Origin of the sequence: Pseudomonas tolaasii NCPPB 2192, assembly GCF_002813445.1 — a bacterium.
In the GTDB taxonomy this organism is placed as follows: domain Bacteria; phylum Pseudomonadota; class Gammaproteobacteria; order Pseudomonadales; family Pseudomonadaceae; genus Aquipseudomonas; species Aquipseudomonas tolaasii.
Window position 1 is genome coordinate 1,744,261 of the sequence record NZ_PHHD01000001.1, and the last position, 18,425, is coordinate 1,762,685.

17 protein-coding genes are annotated in these 18,425 nt (G+C 61.5%); 5 read left to right on the forward strand and 12 right to left on the reverse strand.

Going from position 1 to position 18,425, the window contains the following annotated elements; all coding sequences use genetic code 11:
* Window positions 1-251 precede the first annotated feature (251 nt).
* The 4 genes from tcyN to ATI14_RS08025 form a co-directional block, all read right to left on the reverse strand.
* Window positions 252-998 (reverse strand): L-cystine ABC transporter ATP-binding protein TcyN, encoded by a 747-nt coding sequence (gene tcyN, locus ATI14_RS08010; RefSeq protein ID WP_016972172.1) that lies wholly within the window; start codon window positions 996-998, stop codon window positions 252-254.
* A gap of 3 nt (window positions 999-1,001) precedes the next feature.
* The gene (tcyL, locus tag ATI14_RS08015; protein ID WP_016972173.1) at window positions 1,002-1,667 is read right to left on the reverse strand and encodes a cystine ABC transporter permease; all 666 of its coding nucleotides are present in this window, start codon (window positions 1,665-1,667) and stop codon (window positions 1,002-1,004) included.
* Entirely contained in the window at window positions 1,667-2,461 is a 795-nt protein-coding gene (tcyJ, locus tag ATI14_RS08020) for a cystine ABC transporter substrate-binding protein (protein WP_016972174.1), read from the reverse strand. Before tcyJ ends, tcyL begins: the two co-directional genes overlap by 1 nt.
* A gap of 275 nt (window positions 2,462-2,736) precedes the next feature.
* The gene (locus ATI14_RS08025; protein ID WP_016972175.1) at window positions 2,737-3,735 is read right to left on the reverse strand and encodes a D-cysteine desulfhydrase; all 999 of its coding nucleotides are present in this window, start codon (window positions 3,733-3,735) and stop codon (window positions 2,737-2,739) included.
* Between the two features lie 166 nt (window positions 3,736-3,901).
* On the opposite strand from ATI14_RS08025, the gene epsC reads away from it, so the two are divergent.
* Together epsC and betT are read left to right on the forward strand one after the other, a co-directional pair.
* Window positions 3,902-4,828, forward strand: coding sequence for a serine O-acetyltransferase EpsC (gene epsC / locus ATI14_RS08030; protein WP_016972176.1), 927 nt, complete (start codon window positions 3,902-3,904; stop codon window positions 4,826-4,828).
* Between the two features lie 331 nt (window positions 4,829-5,159).
* Window positions 5,160-7,121: a choline transporter BetT gene (gene betT / locus ATI14_RS08035; RefSeq protein ID WP_016972177.1), complete on the forward strand. Its 1,962-nt coding sequence runs from the start codon at window positions 5,160-5,162 to the stop codon at window positions 7,119-7,121.
* 3 nt (window positions 7,122-7,124) lie between these two features.
* On the opposite strand, the gene ATI14_RS08040 is transcribed toward betT, so the two are convergent.
* The 3 genes from ATI14_RS08040 to ATI14_RS08050 all read right to left on the reverse strand — a co-directional run bounded on the left by ATI14_RS08040 (window position 7,125) and on the right by ATI14_RS08050 (window position 9,153).
* A complete protein-coding gene (locus ATI14_RS08040; RefSeq protein WP_016972178.1) occupies window positions 7,125-7,373 on the reverse strand; it encodes a hypothetical protein in 249 nt (82 codons plus the stop codon).
* Window positions 7,374-7,483: 110 nt separating this feature from the next.
* Window positions 7,484-8,392 carry an SDR family oxidoreductase gene (locus tag ATI14_RS08045; RefSeq protein WP_016972179.1) on the reverse strand — a complete coding sequence of 303 codons (909 nt, stop codon included), beginning with the start codon at window positions 8,390-8,392 and terminating at the stop codon, window positions 7,484-7,486.
* 20 nt (window positions 8,393-8,412) lie between these two features.
* Window positions 8,413-9,153 (reverse strand): SDR family oxidoreductase, encoded by a 741-nt coding sequence (locus tag ATI14_RS08050; protein ID WP_031320040.1) that lies wholly within the window; start codon window positions 9,151-9,153, stop codon window positions 8,413-8,415.
* A gap of 111 nt (window positions 9,154-9,264) precedes the next feature.
* On the opposite strand from ATI14_RS08050, the gene ATI14_RS08055 reads away from it, so the two are divergent.
* The 3 genes from ATI14_RS08055 (at window position 9,265) to mgrA (ending at window position 12,792) form a co-directional block, all read left to right on the forward strand.
* On the forward strand, window positions 9,265-10,155 hold the full coding sequence (locus ATI14_RS08055) for a LysR family transcriptional regulator (protein WP_016972181.1): 891 nt from the start codon (window positions 9,265-9,267) through the stop codon (window positions 10,153-10,155).
* A gap of 161 nt (window positions 10,156-10,316) precedes the next feature.
* A complete protein-coding gene (locus ATI14_RS08060) occupies window positions 10,317-11,645 on the forward strand; it encodes an OprD family outer membrane porin (protein ID WP_080520352.1) in 1,329 nt (442 codons plus the stop codon).
* A gap of 109 nt (window positions 11,646-11,754) precedes the next feature.
* A complete protein-coding gene (mgrA, locus tag ATI14_RS08065; RefSeq protein ID WP_016972183.1) occupies window positions 11,755-12,792 on the forward strand; it encodes an L-glyceraldehyde 3-phosphate reductase in 1,038 nt (345 codons plus the stop codon).
* Between the two features lie 142 nt (window positions 12,793-12,934).
* On the opposite strand, the gene tauD is transcribed toward mgrA, so the two are convergent.
* The 5 genes from tauD to gshA all read right to left on the reverse strand — a co-directional run bounded on the left by tauD (window position 12,935) and on the right by gshA (window position 18,228).
* Window positions 12,935-13,771 (reverse strand): taurine dioxygenase, encoded by an 837-nt coding sequence (tauD, locus tag ATI14_RS08070; RefSeq protein ID WP_016972184.1) that lies wholly within the window; start codon window positions 13,769-13,771, stop codon window positions 12,935-12,937.
* 11 nt (window positions 13,772-13,782) lie between these two features.
* Complete coding sequence (gene tauC, locus ATI14_RS08075; protein WP_016972185.1) at window positions 13,783-14,619, reverse strand: taurine ABC transporter permease TauC; 837 nt, start codon at window positions 14,617-14,619, stop codon at window positions 13,783-13,785.
* Window positions 14,616-15,395, reverse strand: coding sequence for a taurine ABC transporter ATP-binding subunit (gene tauB / locus ATI14_RS08080; protein ID WP_016972186.1), 780 nt, complete (start codon window positions 15,393-15,395; stop codon window positions 14,616-14,618). The genes tauC and tauB overlap by 4 nt, the downstream gene beginning before the upstream one ends.
* A gap of 16 nt (window positions 15,396-15,411) precedes the next feature.
* The gene (gene tauA / locus ATI14_RS08085) at window positions 15,412-16,389 is read right to left on the reverse strand and encodes a taurine ABC transporter substrate-binding protein (RefSeq protein ID WP_016972187.1); all 978 of its coding nucleotides are present in this window, start codon (window positions 16,387-16,389) and stop codon (window positions 15,412-15,414) included.
* A 255-nt stretch (window positions 16,390-16,644) separates the two neighbouring features.
* Window positions 16,645-18,228 (reverse strand): glutamate--cysteine ligase, encoded by a 1,584-nt coding sequence (gene gshA / locus ATI14_RS08090; protein WP_016972188.1) that lies wholly within the window; start codon window positions 18,226-18,228, stop codon window positions 16,645-16,647.
* Between the last annotated feature and the right edge of the window lie 197 nt (window positions 18,229-18,425).

Sequence of the window (18,425 nt, forward strand, 5' to 3'; positions counted from 1 at the left end):
CAATGGCGGCAAAAGGCTAAACGGCGAGTTCGCGGATATTCAGAAGGGGCTGACTGGCGGGGGGATATTCAGATGGGTATGGCGGGATGTTTTATAGGCGGGTATGAGCACTTCCTGTAGGACCGCGCTTTAGGTGGGAGCTGGCTTGCCTGCGATAGCATCGCCTGGGTGCCACTGATACACCGAGGTGTCTGCATCGCAGGCAAGCCAGCTCCCACCTAAAGCCATTTCCCACAGACCCAAGGGGTGTTTCAGTGGGCCAGAAACTTGCTCAGGAACTGCTTGGTGCGTTCTTCCCTGGGGTTGGCGAACAGTGCCTTGGCTTCGCCCTGTTCCACGATCACGCCCTTGTCGAAGAAGATCACCCGGTTGGCCACATCACGGGCAAAACTCATCTCGTGGGTGACGATCACCATGGTGCGGTTTTCTTCGGCCAGGCTGCGAATGGTCGCCAGCACTTCGCCAACCAGCTCCGGGTCCAGTGCCGAGGTGGGTTCGTCGAACAAAATCACCTCCGGTTCCATCGCCAGCGCACGGGCAATCGCCACCCGCTGTTGCTGGCCGCCGGACAAACGCCGCGGGTAGGCGCCTTCCTTGCCTGCCAGGCCTACCCTAGCCAACAGCTTGCGGCCGAGTTCGGTCGCGGCTTCGCGCGGCATCTTCTTGACCACGATCGGGCCTTCGATGACGTTTTCCAGCGCGGTGCGGTGGGGGAACAGGTTGAAGTTCTGAAACACAAAACCCACGTGCTGGCGCAAACGCCGCACCAGGCTTTGTTGCTGGTTGAGCGGCTTGCTGCTGTCGATCTCGATGTCCCCCACCTTGATGCGACCACTGGTGGGTTCTTCGAGGAAATTCAAGCAGCGCAGCAAGGTGGTCTTGCCGGAACCGCTGGGGCCGATGATGGCGACGACTTCGCCTTCCTTGACCTCAAGGTCGATGCCGTTGAGTACCACCTGACCCTTGAATTGTTTGGTCAGTTTTTCAACCACGATCATGCTTCAAGACTCCAGGTCATGCCGGTTGACCCGGTCTTCCAGGCGGTTTTGAAAGTGCGCCAGGATGCTCGCCAAAATCCAGTAGATCAGGGCGGCGGAGAGATACATGGTGAAGATTTCGAAGGTCCGCGCCGACACCAGTTGCGCCTGGCGGAACAGCTCGGGCACCTGGATGGTGGCGGCCAGCGCCGTGTCCTTGACCAGCGAAATAAAGCTGTTGCCCAACGGCGGCAAGGCCGTGCGCATGGCCTGCGGCAGGATGGCCCGGCGCAAGGTCTGCGCGCGGGTCATGCCGATGCTGGCTGCCGCTTCCCATTGGCCGCGCTCAATGGAGCTGATGGCGGCCCGCAGGATTTCACAGGCGTAGGCGGCCATGTTCAGCGAAAAGCCGATCAGGGCCGCCGGGATCGGATCCAGCTCGATGCCCACTTGCGGCAAGCCGTAGTAGATCAAAAACAGCTGCACCAGCAAGGGCGTGCCGCGAAAGAACGACACGTAGACCCGGGCGGTCCAGCTCGCCAGCTTGAAGCGCGAGAGGCGCATCAAGGCCAGGCCGAAGCCCAGCAGCAAGCCGAAAAACATCCCGCCGAGGCTAAGAATCACCGTGTAATACGCGCCCTTGAGCAGAAAGGGCGCGGAGTCCAGCGCGAGTTGGAAACCTGCTTCCATTATTCAGTAACGTCAGCGTTGAAGTACTTCTCGGACAGCTTCTTCAAGGTGCCGTCGGCGCGCAGTTTGTCGAGGGCCTTGTTCACCGCGTCAAGCAGTTCAGGCTCGCCCTTGCGCAGGGCAATACCGGCTTCCTGACGGGAGAAGGCATCACCGGCAGCTGCGGTGTCCGGGGCTTTCTTGGCGTATTCCAGCGCGGCCAGGCGGTCGATCAGGATGGCGTCGATACGGCCGATGCGCAGGTCCTGGAACTTGGTCGGGTCGTCGTTGTAAGTCTTGATGATCGCTTTAGGCTGGTTGTCTTTGAGCCACTGCTCGTAGTTGGTACCCAGGCCTACACCGACTTTCTTGCCGGCCAGGTCGTTGGCGGTCTTGATGCTGTCGACGTTCTTCTTCAGTACCAGCGCCTGGATACCGGACACGGTGTAAGGCGTGGAGAAGTCATACTTCTTCTTGCGTTCTTCGGAGATAGTGACCTGGTTGACCACCGCGTCCAGACGCTTGGATTCCAGGGCCGCGAGAATGCCATCCCATGGAGTGGCTTGCAGTTTGACCTTCACGCCCAGCTCTTTGGCCAGAGCTTCGGACAGCTCCACCTCAAAACCGCTGAGCTTGCCGCTTTCATCGACGAAGCTGAATGGCGGGTAGGTGCCTTCCAGGCCGATTTTGATTTCGCCGGCTTTCTTGATGTTGTCCAACTGCTCGCCGGCAACGGCCTGGCCTAACAAACCTGCGCCGAGCGCCAGCCCCAATGTGCCAACCAGCAATGTGCGACGGAATACAGAAATAGTCATGGAGAGCCCCTGTGTTTTTTGTGTTGTGCGAAGCAGGTGACGCGGTAGTCGTATCCTGCCTTAAAGCGCGTAGCGCGTCTTCGCCTGCGGCGCGACTATAAAGCGTGTTTTTAAGACTTGAAAATAATATAAATTTGAATTGATATTCTTTTTCAGAATATACGGCGTATCACATGTGGGAGTTGGCTTGCCTGCGATGGCGGTGTATCAGCCAACAAATGTTTTGCTGGCCCGCCGCTTTCGCAGGCAAGCCAGCTCCCACATCCGGTCGGTGTTCAGCCTGTTAGAACCGAGTCATAGGCAAACAACGCCGGAGCCCCGCCGGTATGCAGGAAAATGATCGGGCCGTCCTCGAACCGCTGACGCCCGATGCCATCCAGCAAACCGGCCATGGCCTTGCCAGTGTAGACCGGGTCCAGCAGCAACCCTTCCTGACTCGCCAGCAACTTGACCGCTGAAAGGGTGCCGGCGTTCGGTTCGCCGTAGCGCGGCCCGAAGTATTCGTCCCACAGAATCACCTTGAACGCCTCGGGAATGTCCACACCCAGCAACTCGGCGGTGCGCTCGGCCAGGCCTTGCACTTTCGGACGCTGGGCTTCGTCGGTGCGCGACACGGTCACGCCGATCACCGGCAAGTTCGGCAGCACTTCACTGAGGGCCAACGCCAGGCCGCTGTGCGTGCCGGCGCTGCCGGAGGCCAATACCACGGCAGCAAATTCAATGCCGCTGTCTTCGATCTGCCCGGCCAGTTCCAACCCGGCGCGCACGTAACCCAGGGCGCCGAGCGCGTTTGAGCCACCAATCGGCACCAGATAGGGCTTCTTGCCGTTGCTGCGCAGGCGGTCGGCGAGGGCATTGAGCTGATCGTCGACGTTGTCGAGGTTCTCGACCAGTTCCACTTTGGCGTCGAACAGGTCCAGCAGCAGGCGGTTGCCGTTGCCCAGGTAATTCGGGTCTTCGGTGCCGGTAGGGTTTTCCAGCAGGGCCACGCAGCCCAGGCCGAGCTTGGCCGCCAGCGCGGCGGTCTGGCGCACGTGGTTGGACTGGATGGCGCCAGCGGTCACCAGCGTGTCGGCGCCCTGGGCGATGGCATCGGCGGCGAGGTATTCAAGTTTGCGCAGCTTGTTGCCACCCATGGCCAGCGGCGTGGTGTCGTCGCGTTTGACGTAGACGTCCCGGTCCAGCCAGGCCGACAGCCGCTCAAGTTTTTCCAGGGCGGTGGCGCCGCCCAGCAGTTCCAGGCGGTTAAAACGGTCGAGCTGTCTTTTGATCATGACGACGCACATTGGCTAAGTGATGGGGCGACTATAGGCAGGCACTTTTCATCGGGCAACCGTCAATCGCTTATGCCTGCAAGTTCTTAGGTTCACACCATTGGTTCTTAAGGGCGGTCAGGGTGCATACCGTAAAGTGGTGGGCATTTCGTCAGGAGTGAATACCGTGAGTGAGCGTTCCAGTCATTGGCAATTGCAGACCATCGTCACCCAGCTGCGCAGCGCCCGGGACCAATGGCGCACACGCAATGGCCGCCTGAGCGGCGAGCACGGCGGTCGTGAGTTGCCGTCCCGTGAGGCCGTGGCGCAGATTCTCGAATCGCTGTGCGGCGCGTTGTTCCCCATGCGCCTGGGGCCTGTGGACCTGCGTGAAGAAAGTGAAGATTTCTACGTCGGCCACACCCTCGATGTGGCGCTGAACGCGCTGCTCGGCCAGGCGCGCCTGGAGCTGCGTTACGCCGCGCGCCAGGGCGGCAAGGATGACGGCGAGGTGGACGCCCACGCCATTCGCCTGATCCAGGATTTCGCCCTGGCCTTGCCATCTTTGCGCAGTTTGCTCGACACCGACGTGCTGGCCGCCTACCACGGCGACCCGGCCGCCCGCAGCGTGGACGAAGTGCTGTTGTGCTACCCCGGCATCCTGGCGGTGATTCACCATCGGCTGGCCCACCACCTGTACCGCGCGGGCTTGCCATTGCTGGCGCGGATCAGTGCCGAGATTGCCCACTCGGCCACCGGCATCGACATTCACCCCGGCGCGCAAATCGGCCCGAGTTTCTTTATCGACCACGGGACCGGCGTGGTCATCGGCGAAACCGCGATCATCGGCGAGCGCGTGCGCATCTACCAGGCGGTGACCCTGGGCGCCAAACGCTTCCCGGCGGATGAGGACGGGCAATTGCAGAAAGGCCACCCGCGCCACCCGATCGTGGAGGACGATGTGGTGATCTACGCCGGGGCCACTATTTTGGGGCGCATCACCATTGGCAAAGGCTCGACCATCGGCGGCAATGTGTGGCTGACCCGCAGCGTGCCGGCGGGGGCGAATATCACCCAGGCGAATTTGCAGCATGAGGATGGTGCGCAAAAATAAGCCACACCCCTGTCCCTGTGGGAGCAGGCAAGCCAGCTCCCACATTTGTCTGTATTTCACCTTCAAGTCGCTGAACGATTTGTCATCCCCGCCCGTCATACCTTTCCTTGAGCTAGTGTAGGAATTACCTACCACTCAGCCCTGCAATTAGTCCCAGACCGCCTATCCATGTTTAACTTGAATGCTCGTTCAAGTTAAACCCGGTGGTTCGCTGCCCGCTCACAACAGGAGGCTTACCTTTGCTGAGTCCGTTATTTACAGCCATACCCTCTACCCTCGGGGTGCATCGTTCATGAGTGCATCGTCCACCCCATCCAGCGGCCTGGTGCGCATGAATGCGCCGGTTTTCTACTTCGCCGCCACCTTCATCCTGCTGTTCGGCGTTACTGTCATCGCGATTCCGCAACAGGCCGGTGCCTGGCTGCTGGCCGCGCAAAACTGGGCGGCCAACACGGTCGGCTGGTACTACATGCTCGCGATGACGCTGTATCTGGTCTTCGTGGTGGTCACCGCGCTATCGGGCTACGGCAAGATAAAACTCGGTGCCGACCACGACGAGCCCGAATTCAGTTACCTGTCCTGGGCGGGCATGCTGTTCGCCGCCGGGATCAGCATCACGCTGTTCTTCTTCTGTGTGTCCGAGCCGCTGACGCATTTGGTGCAACCGCCCCAGGGCGCGCCGATGAACGCCGACGCCGCGCGCCAGGCCATGCAGATCCTGTTTCTGCATTGGGGCCTGCATGGCTGGGGCGTGTTCGCCTTTGTGGGCATGGCCCTGGCGTACTTCGCCTACCGGCATAACCTGCCGCTGGCGCTGCGCTCCGCGCTGTATCCGCTGATCGGCAAGCGCATCAACGGCCCCATCGGATACGCGGTGGACGGCTTCGGCATCATCGCCACGGTGTTCGGCCTCGGCGCCGACATGGGCTTTGGCGTGTTGCACCTCAACTCCGGGCTGGATTACCTGTTCGGCATCGCCCACACCCAGTGGATTCAGGTCGGTTTGATCACCCTGATGATGGGCGCTGCGATTGTTGTGGCGGTCTCCGGCGTGGACAAGGGCGTGCGGGTGATGTCCGACATCAACATGCTGCTGGCCTGTGCGCTGCTGCTGTTTGTGTTGTTCGCGGGGCCTACCCAGCACTTGCTCAACACCCTCATCCAGAACATCGGCGACTACCTGGGCGCGTTGCCGACCAAGAGTTTTGACGTTTACGCCTACGACAAGCCGAGCGACTGGCTGGGCGGCTGGACCGTGTTCTACTGGGCCTGGTGGATCGCATGGTCGCCCTTCGTGGGCCTGTTCATCGCGCGGATTTCCCGCGGCCGCACCATCCGCGAATTCGTGTTCGGCGTGCTGCTGATTCCGCTGGGGTTCACCCTGGCGTGGATGTCGATCTTCGGCAACAGCGCCATCGACCAGGTGCTCAACCACGGTTTGACCGCCCTCGGCCAGTCGGCCATCGATGACCCGTCGATGAGCCTCTACCTGCTGCTGGAAACCTACCCGTGGAGCAAAACCGTGATTGCGGTCACGGTGTTTATCAGCTTCGTGTTCTTCGTGACCTCGGCCGACTCCGGCACTGTGGTGCTCTCGACGCTGTCGTCCAAAGGCGGTAACGCCGACGAAGACGGCCCGAAATGGCTGCGGGTGTTCTGGGGGGCAATGACCGCGCTGGTCACCAGCGCCCTGTTGTTCGCCGGCAGTATCGACTCGCTGAAATCAGCGGTGGTGCTGACCTCGTTGCCGTTCTCGATGATCCTGCTGCTGATGATGTGGGGGCTGCACAAGGCGTTTTACCTTGAGTCCCAGAAGCAGATCGCCCAACTGCATTCGCTGGCGCCGATCTCCACGGCGCGCAAAGGCCGGGGCGGTTGGCGACAACGCTTGAGCCAGGCCGTACATTTTCCGTCGCGGGACGAGGTGTACCGTTTCCTGGATACCACGGTGCGCCCGGCAATCGAAGAAGTGACCGCGGTGTTTGTCGAGAAGGGCCTGAATGTTGTCACCCAGCCCGACCCGGCCAACGACAGCGTCAGCCTGGAAATCGGCCACGGCGAGGAACATCCGTTTGTGTATCAGGTGCAGATGCGCGGCTACTTCACGCCGTCTTTCGCGCGGGGTGGGATGGGTTCCAAGGAGCTCAACAACCGTCGCTATTACCGGGCGGAAGTGCATTTGAGCGAGGGCAGCCAGGACTACGATTTGGTCGGCTACACCAAAGAGCAAATCATCAACGACATCCTCGACCAGTACGAGCGTCACCTGCAGTTCCTGCACCTGGTGCGCTGAGGCTCAGGCCCTGAGGTACAGGGCCAGTGCCACCAACGGCGCGCCGAACACGACACTGCCGATCACCAGCTCCGACACCAGGGGCTGGCCGGCGGTTAGTACGCCGATTGCGCCGTTGACCACTGACACCACCAGCCAGATGCCGACAAAACTGTAGGCCAGCACCGCGGTGCTGATGCCGAGTTTTTGACCGATGAGCAGCATCAGCACAAGGAGGGTGAGGCCACCGCTGATGACGATGAAGGTGTGCATTACGGTGATCTCCTGTGGGAGCGGGCTTGCCCGCGATAGCGGTCTTTCAGTCAGAGGTTTGCTGGCTGACCCGCCGCCATCGCGGGCAAGCCCGCTCCCACAAGGGGACCTCATTCGGATTTGAGAGTGATAGTCGGCGTGAGCAAATCTTGCAAACCGACCTTCCAAAACAGCTCGGCCCGCACTCGATCCGCCACGCCGTTGACGATTTCACAGCCATCCTCCGACGGGTCGATATGCCGACGGAACGGGCGTGTGCCGAACGGCAGACCCACGATCTCGACAATCGCCTTGGCCACCTCGCCGACGTCTGCGTCCGCAGGCTCCAGCGCCGCCAGGCCTTGCAACGCGGCATCCGCCACACCGGCGTAGGGGCCCTCGTTGTACAGCGCGACACGCGCCTGATCCGCCGGTTTGCCCGAGTGTGCAAAGTGATTGGTGCCTTTGGTAAACGCGCCCGGCACGATGATCGAGGTTTCAATGCCCCAACGCGTCAGCTCGCTGGCGTAAGACACGGCCAGGGAATCCATCGCCGCCTTCGCCGCAAAATACGGCGCCAGAAACGGTGGGGTACCGCCCCGTGCACTGCTGGACGACACCCACACCACCAGGCCCTGGCCCTGCTTGCGCAAGTACGGCAGCGCTGCGCGATTGACCCGCTGGGTGCTCAGCACGTTGATGTCGTACAGCTGGGCGAACTGCTCCGGTGTGAAGGCTTCGGCGGGGCCGAACGACATGTGCCCCGCGTTGTGGATGATCACATCCAGGCGCCCGCAGTCGGCGATGATGTTGGCGATGCCGGCCTCCACGGAATCGCTGGACGCCACGTCCAGCTCCACGCTGCGCAAGTCCACCTGGTGTTCGCTGGCATAACGCTGTACCTCGGCCACCTGCGGCGCATTGCGCCCCAGGGTTTCACGCATGCTGGCGTACACGGTGTGGCCGGCATCGGCCAGCGCGCGGGCGGTGAGGGCGCCAAAACCGCTGGAGGCGCCGGTAATCAGAATGATCGATTTCATGCCGTTCTCCTCAAGTGAAGTCAGACCAGGCCACCATTGGCGCGCAGGATTTGCCCGTTGATCCAGCCACCGGCCGGGCTCACCAGAAACGACACCACACGGGCGATATCTTCGGGTTGGCCCAGGCGCTCGAGCGGCGGCATCTTGGCCATGGTCTGGATCTGTTCTTCACTTTTGCCGTGCAGGAACAGCTCCGTGGCCACCGGGCCCGGGGCCACGGCATTGACCGTGATGCGGCGGCCGCGCATTTCCCGGGCGAACACCTGAGTCAGGGATTCCACCGCCGCCTTGCTGGCGATGTACACCGCGTAGCCGGGGAAGTTGAGGCCCACGGTGCTGCTGGAAAAGTTGACGATGCGCCCGCCGTCATTCAGGCGGGTGGCGGCTTCACGCAGTGCGTTGAAGGTGCCACGGGTGTGAATCTCGAAGTTCTGGTTGTAGAGCTCGTCGCTGTGCTGGGCCAGGGGCAGCGGCTTGAGAATGCCGGCGTTGTTGATCAGCACGTCGACTTTGCCCAGCTGGGTTTCGGTCTCGTCGAACAGGCGCTTGATGTCGGCGGGTTTGGACACGTCGCCTTGAATCGCTATGGCTTGGTGGCCGGCCTGACGCAGTTCCACCACCAGCTTGGACGCTTCAGTGGCGCTGCTGGCGTAGTTGATGGCCACGGCGTAACCGTCGGCGGCGAGTTGTTTGGCGATCACGGAGCCGATACCACGGGAAGCGCCGGTGATGATTGCTACTTGAGTCGTCATGGTGTGCATGCCTTGAAGTGGGTGTGAGCGCAGATTCACATGTTTACCGGGGGCGATAAATGCGCCAGAGTTGCCTTGACTGTTCAATAATCGCCAACAATCAACTCAGGGGAGTGCCGCGTGGATCAAGTCAAAGCCATGAAGGTTTTTGTACGCATTTACGAGCGCTCGAGCTTCACGCTGGCCGCCGAGGACTTGAACCTGCCGCGCGCCACGCTCACCCATACCCTCAATCAATTCGAAGCCTGGCTCGGCACGCGCCTGCTGGAACGCAGCACCCGCCGCGTGCGCCCGACTCTTGACGGCGAGGCGTATTACCAACGTTGCGTGCAACTGCTGGCCGAGCTGGAAGAGGCCGAACTGGCGTTTCGCAGCGTGGCGCCCAAGGGCCGTTTGCGCGTGGATTTGCACGGCACCCTGGCCAAGTATTTTGTGATCCCGGCCTTGCCGCAGTTCATGGCCCGTTACCCGGAAATCGAGCTGTCCATCAGCGAAGCGGACCGTTTTGTCGACCTGATCGCCGAAGGCGTGGATTGCGTGCTGCGGGCAGGCACTTTGGGCGACTCTGCGCTGATTGGCCGACGTGTTGCCAACCTGCGCCAGGTGACCTGCGCGAGCCCCGCCTACCTGCGTAAATACGGTGAGCCGAAGAGCCTGGCGGACCTGAGAGAGCACCGCGCGGTGAACTACGTTTCACGCACCACCGCCAAGCTGTTCCCATTCGAATTCATGGTTGATGGCGAGCTGGAAGAAGTGCAAATCGAGGGTGCGCTTTCGGTGTTCGGCGCGGAAATTTACTCCGCCAGCGCAGTGGCGGGTTTGGGCATTATCCAGTGCCCGCATTACCGCATGGCCGAGCTGATCGGGCAGGGTGTGATGCGTGAAATTCTCACCGAAACGCCGCCGCCGTTGATGCCGGTTTCGGTGCTGTACCCCCACAACCGACACATGTCGCCAAGGGTGCGTGTGTTCGTCGATTGGCTGGCAGAAATCTTCGAAAATGCCCGCTAACCCGCGTAGTTAAAGGCTTGCATAAATTTAATTTCATTCGTGAACTAACGGTTTTGACTCCGAACTGTCATCTGGCCACTGCGTAATTGTGTGAAGCGTTTGACGCTTTCATTTCAGAACAGTGACGGAGACCGGTAACAATGAAGACGTTGATAAGCCCTATGGTGGGTGCCGCCATGGCGAGCTTTATGCTGTCCGCCCACGCCGATTTTATTGATGACAGCCATGCCGATGTGACCCTGCTCAACCGCTACCTCAACCAGCAGGGGCGTGATGTGGTGAACAGCAATTCCAAGGCTCACAGCGTGCGTGATTGGGGCCAGGGTTTCGAGTTCAACTTCAAGTCCGGTTACACCGAAGGGCCGGTGGGTTTCGGTCTGGATCTGCAGGCGTTTTATGGCCTGAAGCTGGACTCCGGCGGCGACCTCAACGACAAGGACCACCAGGGCCGCTACCCCGGCAGCATGTTCCCGCTGGACAACGGCAAATCCGCCGACCAGTTCGGCGTGCTGAGCCCGACATTCAAGATGCGTTTTGCCAAGGATGAACTGCGCGTGGGTACGCTGTTCGGCAATAACCCCATACTGGCCAACACCGACGGGCGCCTGTACCAGCAGACCAACACCGGTGTGCAACTGGTGTCCAAGGACCTCACCGACTTCACCTTCACCGGCGGCGACATCTTCAAGACCAAAATTCGCAACGAGACCGGCGACCAGGGCATGATCACCGCCGGCGGCACCAAAGAAAGCGATCGCTTCCTGTTCGGCGGCGCGGATTACACCGGTATCCAGAACACCACAGTCAGCCTGTGGTATTCGAACCTTGAGGACTACTATCAGCAGTTCTTCCTCGGTGCCAAGCGCCATGACGCGTTGTCGGTCGGTGCAATCGACACCGACATCCGCGTGTTCCGCAGCCTGGGTGTGGGCGAAAACGCCGACGGCGACAAGGACTTTGCCGGTGCCGGCCTCTACGGCGACGGCAGCTCCAAGGGCCGAATCAACCAAACCACCGCCAGCCTGCTTGAAAGCTACAGCCTGGACGGCCACACGGTCGGCCTGGGCATCCAGAAAAACAGCGGCGACAGTGATTTCCCGTACCTGGACTCTGGCCTGAACAGTGGCGACAACCGCCAGGGGCCGGGCTCGGGCGCCGATACCCCGGCGTTGACCAACATGCAGTTGAATAAATTTCAACACGCCGGTGAGCGCACATGGCTTGCACAGTACAAGTATGACTTCGGTAAGCTGGGCCTCACGGGCCTGTCGTTCTCGGCGGCCTATGCCCACGGTGATGACATCCGTACCGTGCAAGGCACCACCAGTGAGTGGGAACGCAACATTGCCGTGGCGTACCAGGTACCGACCGGCACCCTCAAAGGCCTGGGCGTGACCTGGAAAAATGCCCACGCCAGCCCGGATATCACCGGTGCCACCGTGCAGGATGAAAACCGCTTCTATGTCAGCTATGTCGTTCCCCTCTGGTAGGAAATTGCTGTAGAACGGAACGGCAGACTTAAGCGATTCAGCTGCTTGAAAGGCCTGGGAATAGCGTTATTCCCGGGCCTTATTTGCCCCAAGTTCAAGAGAGGATTCGATGACTTACATTGCTGCCGAAAACCGCTATGAATCTATCCCGTACCGCCGCGTAGGCCGCAGCGGGCTGGTGCTGCCGGCACTGTCCCTGGGCCTGTGGCACAACTTTGGCGACAGCACCCCCATCGACACCCAGCGCGCCCTGCTGCGCACCGCGTTCGACCTGGGGATCAACCATTTCGACCTGGCCAACAACTACGGCCCGCCCTACGGCAGCGCCGAAACCAACTTCGGTCGCTTGCTGCGCGAAGACTTCAAGCACTACCGCGACGAACTGATCATCTCCAGCAAAGCCGGCTGGGACATGTGGCCAGGCCCTTACGGCCAGGGCGGCGGTTCGCGTAAATACGTGCTGGCCAGCCTGGATCAGAGCCTGCAGCGCATGGGCCTGGACTATGTGGATATTTTTTATTCCCACCGTTTTGACCCTGACACGCCCCTGGAAGAAACCGCCGGCGCTCTGGCCACCGCCGTGCAGCAGGGCAAGGCGCTGTACATCGGTATCTCGTCCTATTCGGGGGTGAAAACCCGTGAGATTGCGGCCTTGCTGCAAGAGTGGAAAGTGCCGCTGCTGATCCACCAACCGGCCTACAACCTGCTTAACCGCTGGGTGGAAAAAGACCTGCTGGACACCACCGAAGAACTCGGTACCGGCGTGATAGCGTTCACACCGCTGGCTCAGGGCGTGTTGACCGACAAATACCTCAATGGCGTGCCGGCCGACTCACGGGTCAACCGCCCCGGTGGTGGCTCGCTGCAGGCCAAGCACTTGTCTGAAACCAACATCGCCCACGCGCGTGCGCTCAATGAGATCGCCAAGCGTCGCGGCCAAAGCCTGGCGCAACTGGCCCTGGCCTGGACCCTGCGTGACCCGCGGGTGACCAGTGCTCTCATCGGCGCGAGCCGGCCGGAGCAGATTATCGAAAACGTCGGTGCACTGAAGAACCTGAGCTTCAGCGCGGAAGAACTGGCAGAGATCGACCGGTTTGCCCAGGAAGGCGGGATTAACCTGTGGGAAAAGCCATCTTCCGCTGAATAACTGAAGCCACTGGTTCAAAGTGTGGGAGCGGGCTTGCCCGCGATAGCGGTGTATCAGTCAATGAGTCTGTGGCTGACTCACCGTAATCGCAGGCAAGCCAGCTCCCACACAAGCCGGCTCCTGCCGTTGATTTCTGTGTGGCTTAGAAGGGCACGTCACCCAGGATGGTCGCCCGGTGCATCACCCGCCGCTGCGGCCGGTAATCATCCACCGCGTAGTGCTGGGTCACGCGGTTGTCCCAGAACGCCACGTCGTTTTCCTGCCAGCGCCAGCGAATGGTGAATTCCGGCCGGGTCGTGTGGGCGAACAACAGTTTCAGGATCGCCTCGCTTTCCGCTGGCTCCAGCTCGTTGATTTTGGTGGTAAACCCATCGCTGACAAACAGCGATTTGCGCCCGCTCACCGGGTGCGTGCGCACCACCGGGTGGGACAGCGGTGGGTTCTTCCTGCGAGTCTCCTCCCAGCGCGCCAAGTCTTCGGCGGTGTTGCCAAAGCGCTCCAGCGGGAAGGATTTGGTGAAGTCGTGGGTGGCGGTCAAACCGTCGAGCAACCGCTTGAGCGGCTCGGACAGCGCCTCATACGCGGCAATCCCGCTGGCCCACAGCGTGTCGCCGCCAAACGCCGGCAGCAGCTTGGCACTCAGCACCGCTCCAAGCGCGGGCGTCGGCAGGAAGGTCACGTCGGTGTGCCACACGGCGTTGTCGCGCACGTCGGTCACGGCGGTGTCGAGGATCAACACTTCAGGCTGTTCCGGCACGTTGGGGTAGATCGGGTGGATGTGCAGGTCACCGAAGTTCGCCGCGAACCGAGCTTGTTGCTGCGGGTTGATCGGCTGGTCACGGAAAAACAGCACCGAGTGCTTGAGCAACGCCTGTTCAATGGCGTCGCGTTCTTCGGTGTGCAACGGTCGGGTGATATCGACGCCACTGATCAGGGCGCCCAGGGCGGTGCTGATTGGCGTAACGGTCAGGCTGCTCATGTTGTTCTCACTCAGTGTGCCTGGCCATGCCAGGGCACCAGTTTACGCTGCAGGGCGCGCAGGCCCATTTCCATGGCGAAGGCGATCAGGGCAATCACCAGAATTCCCAGCACCACCACGTCGGTAACCAGGAACTGCGCCGCCGACTGCACCATGAAACCCAGGCCGCTGGTGGCGGCGATCAACTCGGCGGCCACCAGGGTGGACCAGCCTACGCCCAGGCCGATGCGCACACCGGTGAGGATGTCGGGCAGGGCGCTTGGCAGGATCACATGACGGATCAGTTGTGCGCGGGTAGCGCCCAGCGACTGCGCCGCGCGCAATTTGGCCGGGTCGACGGTGCGCACGCCGGTCGCGGTGGCGATGGCAATCGGCGCAAAAATCGCCAGGTAAATCAGCAGTACCTTGGACAGCTCGCCGATGCCGCACCAGATCACAATCAGCGGCAGGTAGGCCAGCGGCGGGATCGGCCGGTAAAACTCGATCAGCGGGTCGAGAATGCCGCGCGCGATACGATTGGCGCCGATGGCGATGCCCACCGGCACGGCGGTCAGCACCGCAAAACCCAGGCCCAGGCCGATGCGGCTGAGGCTCGCGCCCAGGTGTTGCCATAACGTGGAATCCATGTAGCCGGTCGTCGCCAGCAGCCAGCCTTTTTGCAGCACGGCGGACGGTGGCGGCAGGAATAGCGGTTCAATCAAGCCGGTGGCGGTCACGGCCCACCAGATGACCAAGAGCGCGATCAAGGTCAGTACGCTGATCCAGCGTGTGCTCAGGCTGCGGCGTACCGGGATCACCGCGTGCGTCACTGGCTTGGCGGCGGTGGCGGGAAGCTCAAAGCTGCTCATGCGGACACCTGCCGTTGCGAGAACACTTTGCCCAGCACGTGTTCGCGGGTTTCGATAAAGCGCGGGTCGGATTTGATCGCCCGCGCCGATTCACCGGCGGCGTAGCGCTGGCCGAAGTCCAGGCTCAGGCGTTCGACGATTTGCCCTGGGTTGGGCGCCAGCAGGATCAAGTCGGTGGCGAGGAACACCGCTTCTTCGATGTCGTGGGTAATCAGGAACACCGGCTTGGCCGTGCGCCGCCAGACTTGCAGCAGCAGCTCTTGCATCTGTTCGCGGGTAAAGGCGTCGAGGGCGCCGAAGGGTTCGTCCATCAGCAACACGCGCGGGTCAGCCGCCAGCGCGCGCGCCAGGCCGACACGTTGCTTCTGGCCGCCCGAGAGCTGCCAGATGAGGCGGCTGTCGAAACCGGCGAGGTCCACCAGCGCGAGCATTTCCCGGGCGCGCACTTCACGTTGCGCCTTGGGCACGCCAGCCAGTTCCAGGCCGAAGCCCACGTTGGCCAACACGTCCTGCCAGGGCAGCAGGGCGTCGTCCTGGAACACCACGCCGCGTTCGGCGCTGGGGCCCTTGACCGGCACGCCGTCGAGGGTGATGCGCCCGGCGGACGGTTCGACAAAGCCGGCAATCAGGTTCAACAGCGAAGTCTTGCCACTGCCGGACGGGCCGAGGGCCACCAGCAATTGCTGGGGCCCCAGGTCGATTGAAATGTCTGACAGTACCGGTTCTGTGGCGCCTGGGTACTGTGCGCTGATGCGCTCCAGTTGTAGCAAGGCCATCGCAATGGACTCCCGATCAGTTGGTAATGAATTTGGCGCTGACGTAAGGGGCGTAGTCCGGCAGCACGGCGTCGACCTTGCCTTGTTCCTTGAGGAACGCGGCGGTGTCGGTCACAGCCTTGGTGGTCGGTGCGCCCAGCAGGGTCACCTGGTCAGCCGCCAGCGGGTACACGTTGCCTTGCAGCAGCAACGGGATGTCGCTGGCCTTGGCGCCGGAGAGTTTCACCAGTTTGTCGACGTTGCCTTGGTCGGCGAGCCAGGCTTGTGGGTCTTTTCGGTAGGCGGCGTATGCATCCAGGGTGACTTTGGCGAAAGCGGTGACGATTTCCGGATGCTTCTCGGCGAAATCCTTACGCACGATCCAGGCATCAAAGGTCGGCGCGCCGAACTTGGCCAATTCGCCGGAGGTGATCAGCACCTTGCCGTTCTCTTTGGCGACGCCCAGGGCCGGGTCCCACACGTAGGTGGCGTCGATATCGCCACGCTTCCAGGCCGCAATGATGGCCGGTGGCGCGAGGTTGAGGATGGTGACTTTCGAGGGGTCGATGTTCCAGTGCTTCAGCGCGGCCAGCAGGCTGTAGTGGCCGGTGGACACGAAGGGCACGGCAACTTTCTTGCCGACCAGGTCTTGCGGGCTGTTGATGCCCGACCCGTTGCGCGCTACCAGGGCTTCGGCGCCGCCGATCTGGGTGGCCACGAGGAAGGTTTCTACCGGGACTTTGCGGGTCACCGCAGCGGTGAGCGGGCTGGAGCCGAGGTAGCCGATCTGTACGTCGCCGGAGGCGATGGCGGCGATGATGTCGGCGCCATTGTCGAATTTGCGCCAGTCGATCCTGGCGTGGGTGGCTTTTTCATAAGCGCCGTCGGCCTGGGCGACTTTGGCCGGGTCTACGGTGGTCTGGTAAGCGATGGTCACATCCGCCGCCTGGGCAAACAGGCTGGCACCGGCCAGGGACAATGCAGCCAAGAGGCGCAGAGGGGTTAACAGTTTCAAGGGGAAGCTCCTCAATCAGGCGGCCGAGGGTCGGCGTGTGAGGAGACTAAATGATCTAAGAATTCGAAAATAAATAACATTTTCGAATTAGCTTATGAGGAGAAAAGTGAAAACCGATCTTCAGACCGAAGAGCGAAAATGTGGGAGCTGGCTTGCCTGCGATAGCATCACTTGGGTATCACTGATACACCGAGTTGCTTGCATCGCAGGCAAGCCAGCTCCCACAAGCCGAGCCCCACAGAGGGCGCAAGGCTCTCAGTTGCTGATGGCGAGAATGCTCGCCTGATACGAGCCCACAAACACATCAAAGTCGCCCACTTCGTTCTGCTCCAGCTCCGCCTGTTGCGCCAGCGACGTGCGCGCCAGTTCTTCAAAGCGTGCCTGCTCTTCGGCGGCCAGCGGCTCCTTGCGGAAGTGCTCGGCGTGTAGCTGGCTCTGGTGCAGCGAGAACTGCGCAAAACTCTCCTTGCGCTCGGCCATCGCCGCCAGCACCTGGGCCGACGGGGTCAGGGACGAGTCCTTGATCTTCGCCAGTTGGGCGTCCAGCGCCTGGCTGTGTTCGGTGATGCCTTGGCTCTCATCCAGCAGGGCGGCCAGCGGAGCGATATTCTCCAGCAACTCGGTGGCCCATTCCTTCATGTCCACCGCCTGGCCCTGACGCTGCAATTGCAGGCCCGGACGGCGGCCTTCCTTGACCACGCTGAGGAAGTTGGACGTGGCGTTGCCACACTCGTTGTCGGCGAACAGCGGGCTGTCGTTCAGCGCGCAGTACAGCAGGAAGGCGTCGAGGAAGCGCGACTCCGGCAGGTCGATGCCCATCGGCAGGAACGGGTTGATGTCCAGGCAGCGCACTTCGATGTACTGGATGCCACGGGCCATCAGCGCCTGGATCGGCCGCTCGCCGGTGTAGGTCACGCGCTTGGGGCGAATGTTGGAGTAGTACTCGTTTTCGATCTGCAGGATGTTGGTGTTGAGCTGAACCCACTCACCGTCCTTGTGGGTGCCGACTTCGACGTACGGCGCATAAGGCGTTGCCACCGCTTCACGCAGGCTGTCGGTGTAGCTGTTCAAGTCGTTGTAGCACGGCGTCAGGCCGGCCTGGGCGTTGCTCTGGTAACCCAGGTCGCTCATGCGCAGGCTGGTGGCGTAGGGGAGGTACAGGGTGTCGGCGTCCAGCACTTCGAGCTGGTGCGACCGACCGCGCAGGAAGCCGGCGTCCAGCGCCGGCGACGCGCCGAACAGGTACATCAGCAGCCAGCTGTAGCGGCGGAAGTTGCGGATCAGCGCGATGTAGGCGGTGGACTGATAGTCGCGGTCAGTACCGACAAACCCTTCAGCTTCTTTAAGCAATGGCCACAGTGCTTCCGGCAACGAGAAGTTGTAGTGAATGCCGGCGATGCACTGCATGGTCTTGCCGTAACGCAGGGCCAGGCCTTTGCGATACACGTACTTGAGCTGCCCGATATTGGACGTGCCGTAGTAGGCAATCGGGATGTCTTCCTCGGCCGGCAACGGGCACGGCATCGAGGGGCTCCACAGGTATTCGCTGCCGAGCTTGGTGTAGGCAAAACGATGGATCTTGTCCAGGCTGCTCAGGGTATCGGCCGGGTCTGGCAGGGCAGGAGTGATGAACTCCAGCAACGATTCCGAGTAGTCGGTGGTGATCAGCTCGTTGGTCAACGCGGCGCCCAGGGCTTCAGGGTGCGGCGTTTGTGCCAGGCGACCCTCACCGGTGACACGCAGGCATTCGCGCTCGATGCCGTGCAAGCACTGCTCTAGCAGGGAGAGGTGTTCGCGCTTGCCGAGCAGAGCCAGGCGGCGGTTGAGAAGTTCGCTCAAGTTGGATTCCTTCACGCGTCAGTCGCCCCAATATGGGGGTGGGCAGGACGGTCTACAAGGGTGAAGTTGAAACTGGCGTTATCGCCTGGTTTTCGAGCCGAATTAACTGGCCCTGAAAGTGCCGACTTCAGTCCCTGAATCTGGCTATCGCGCAGGAAGAAACTTCCGACGCCGCTTTCGCAGCGCCGAAATTAACT

Excerpts from the sequence above, each read along its gene's own strand:
- tcyL (WP_016972173.1), bottom strand. The coding sequence starts at position 1,667 with ATGGAAGCAGGTTTCCAACTCGCGCTGGACTCCGCGCCCTTTCTGCTC.
- tauD (WP_016972184.1), bottom strand. The coding sequence starts at position 13,771 with ATGAGCAGCCTGACCGTTACGCCAATCAGCACCGCCCTGGGCGCCCTG.
- tcyN (WP_016972172.1), bottom strand. The coding sequence starts at position 998 with ATGATCGTGGTTGAAAAACTGACCAAACAATTCAAGGGTCAGGTGGTA.
- ATI14_RS08025 (WP_016972175.1), bottom strand. The coding sequence starts at position 3,735 with ATGATCAAAAGACAGCTCGACCGTTTTAACCGCCTGGAACTGCTGGGC.
- ATI14_RS08050 (WP_031320040.1), bottom strand. The coding sequence starts at position 9,153 with ATGCACACCATGACGACTCAAGTAGCAATCATCACCGGCGCTTCCCGT.
- betT (WP_016972177.1), top strand. The coding sequence starts at position 5,160 with ATGAATGCGCCGGTTTTCTACTTCGCCGCCACCTTCATCCTGCTGTTC.
- tauB (WP_016972186.1), bottom strand. The coding sequence starts at position 15,395 with ATGGCCTTGCTACAACTGGAGCGCATCAGCGCACAGTACCCAGGCGCC.
- ATI14_RS08045 (WP_016972179.1), bottom strand. The coding sequence starts at position 8,392 with ATGAAATCGATCATTCTGATTACCGGCGCCTCCAGCGGTTTTGGCGCC.
- ATI14_RS08060 (WP_080520352.1), top strand. The coding sequence starts at position 10,317 with ATGGTGGGTGCCGCCATGGCGAGCTTTATGCTGTCCGCCCACGCCGAT.
- tauC (WP_016972185.1), bottom strand. The coding sequence starts at position 14,619 with ATGAGCAGCTTTGAGCTTCCCGCCACCGCCGCCAAGCCAGTGACGCAC.
- ATI14_RS08040 (WP_016972178.1), bottom strand. The coding sequence starts at position 7,373 with ATGCACACCTTCATCGTCATCAGCGGTGGCCTCACCCTCCTTGTGCTG.
- mgrA (WP_016972183.1), top strand. The coding sequence starts at position 11,755 with ATGACTTACATTGCTGCCGAAAACCGCTATGAATCTATCCCGTACCGC.
- tcyJ (WP_016972174.1), bottom strand. The coding sequence starts at position 2,461 with ATGACTATTTCTGTATTCCGTCGCACATTGCTGGTTGGCACATTGGGG.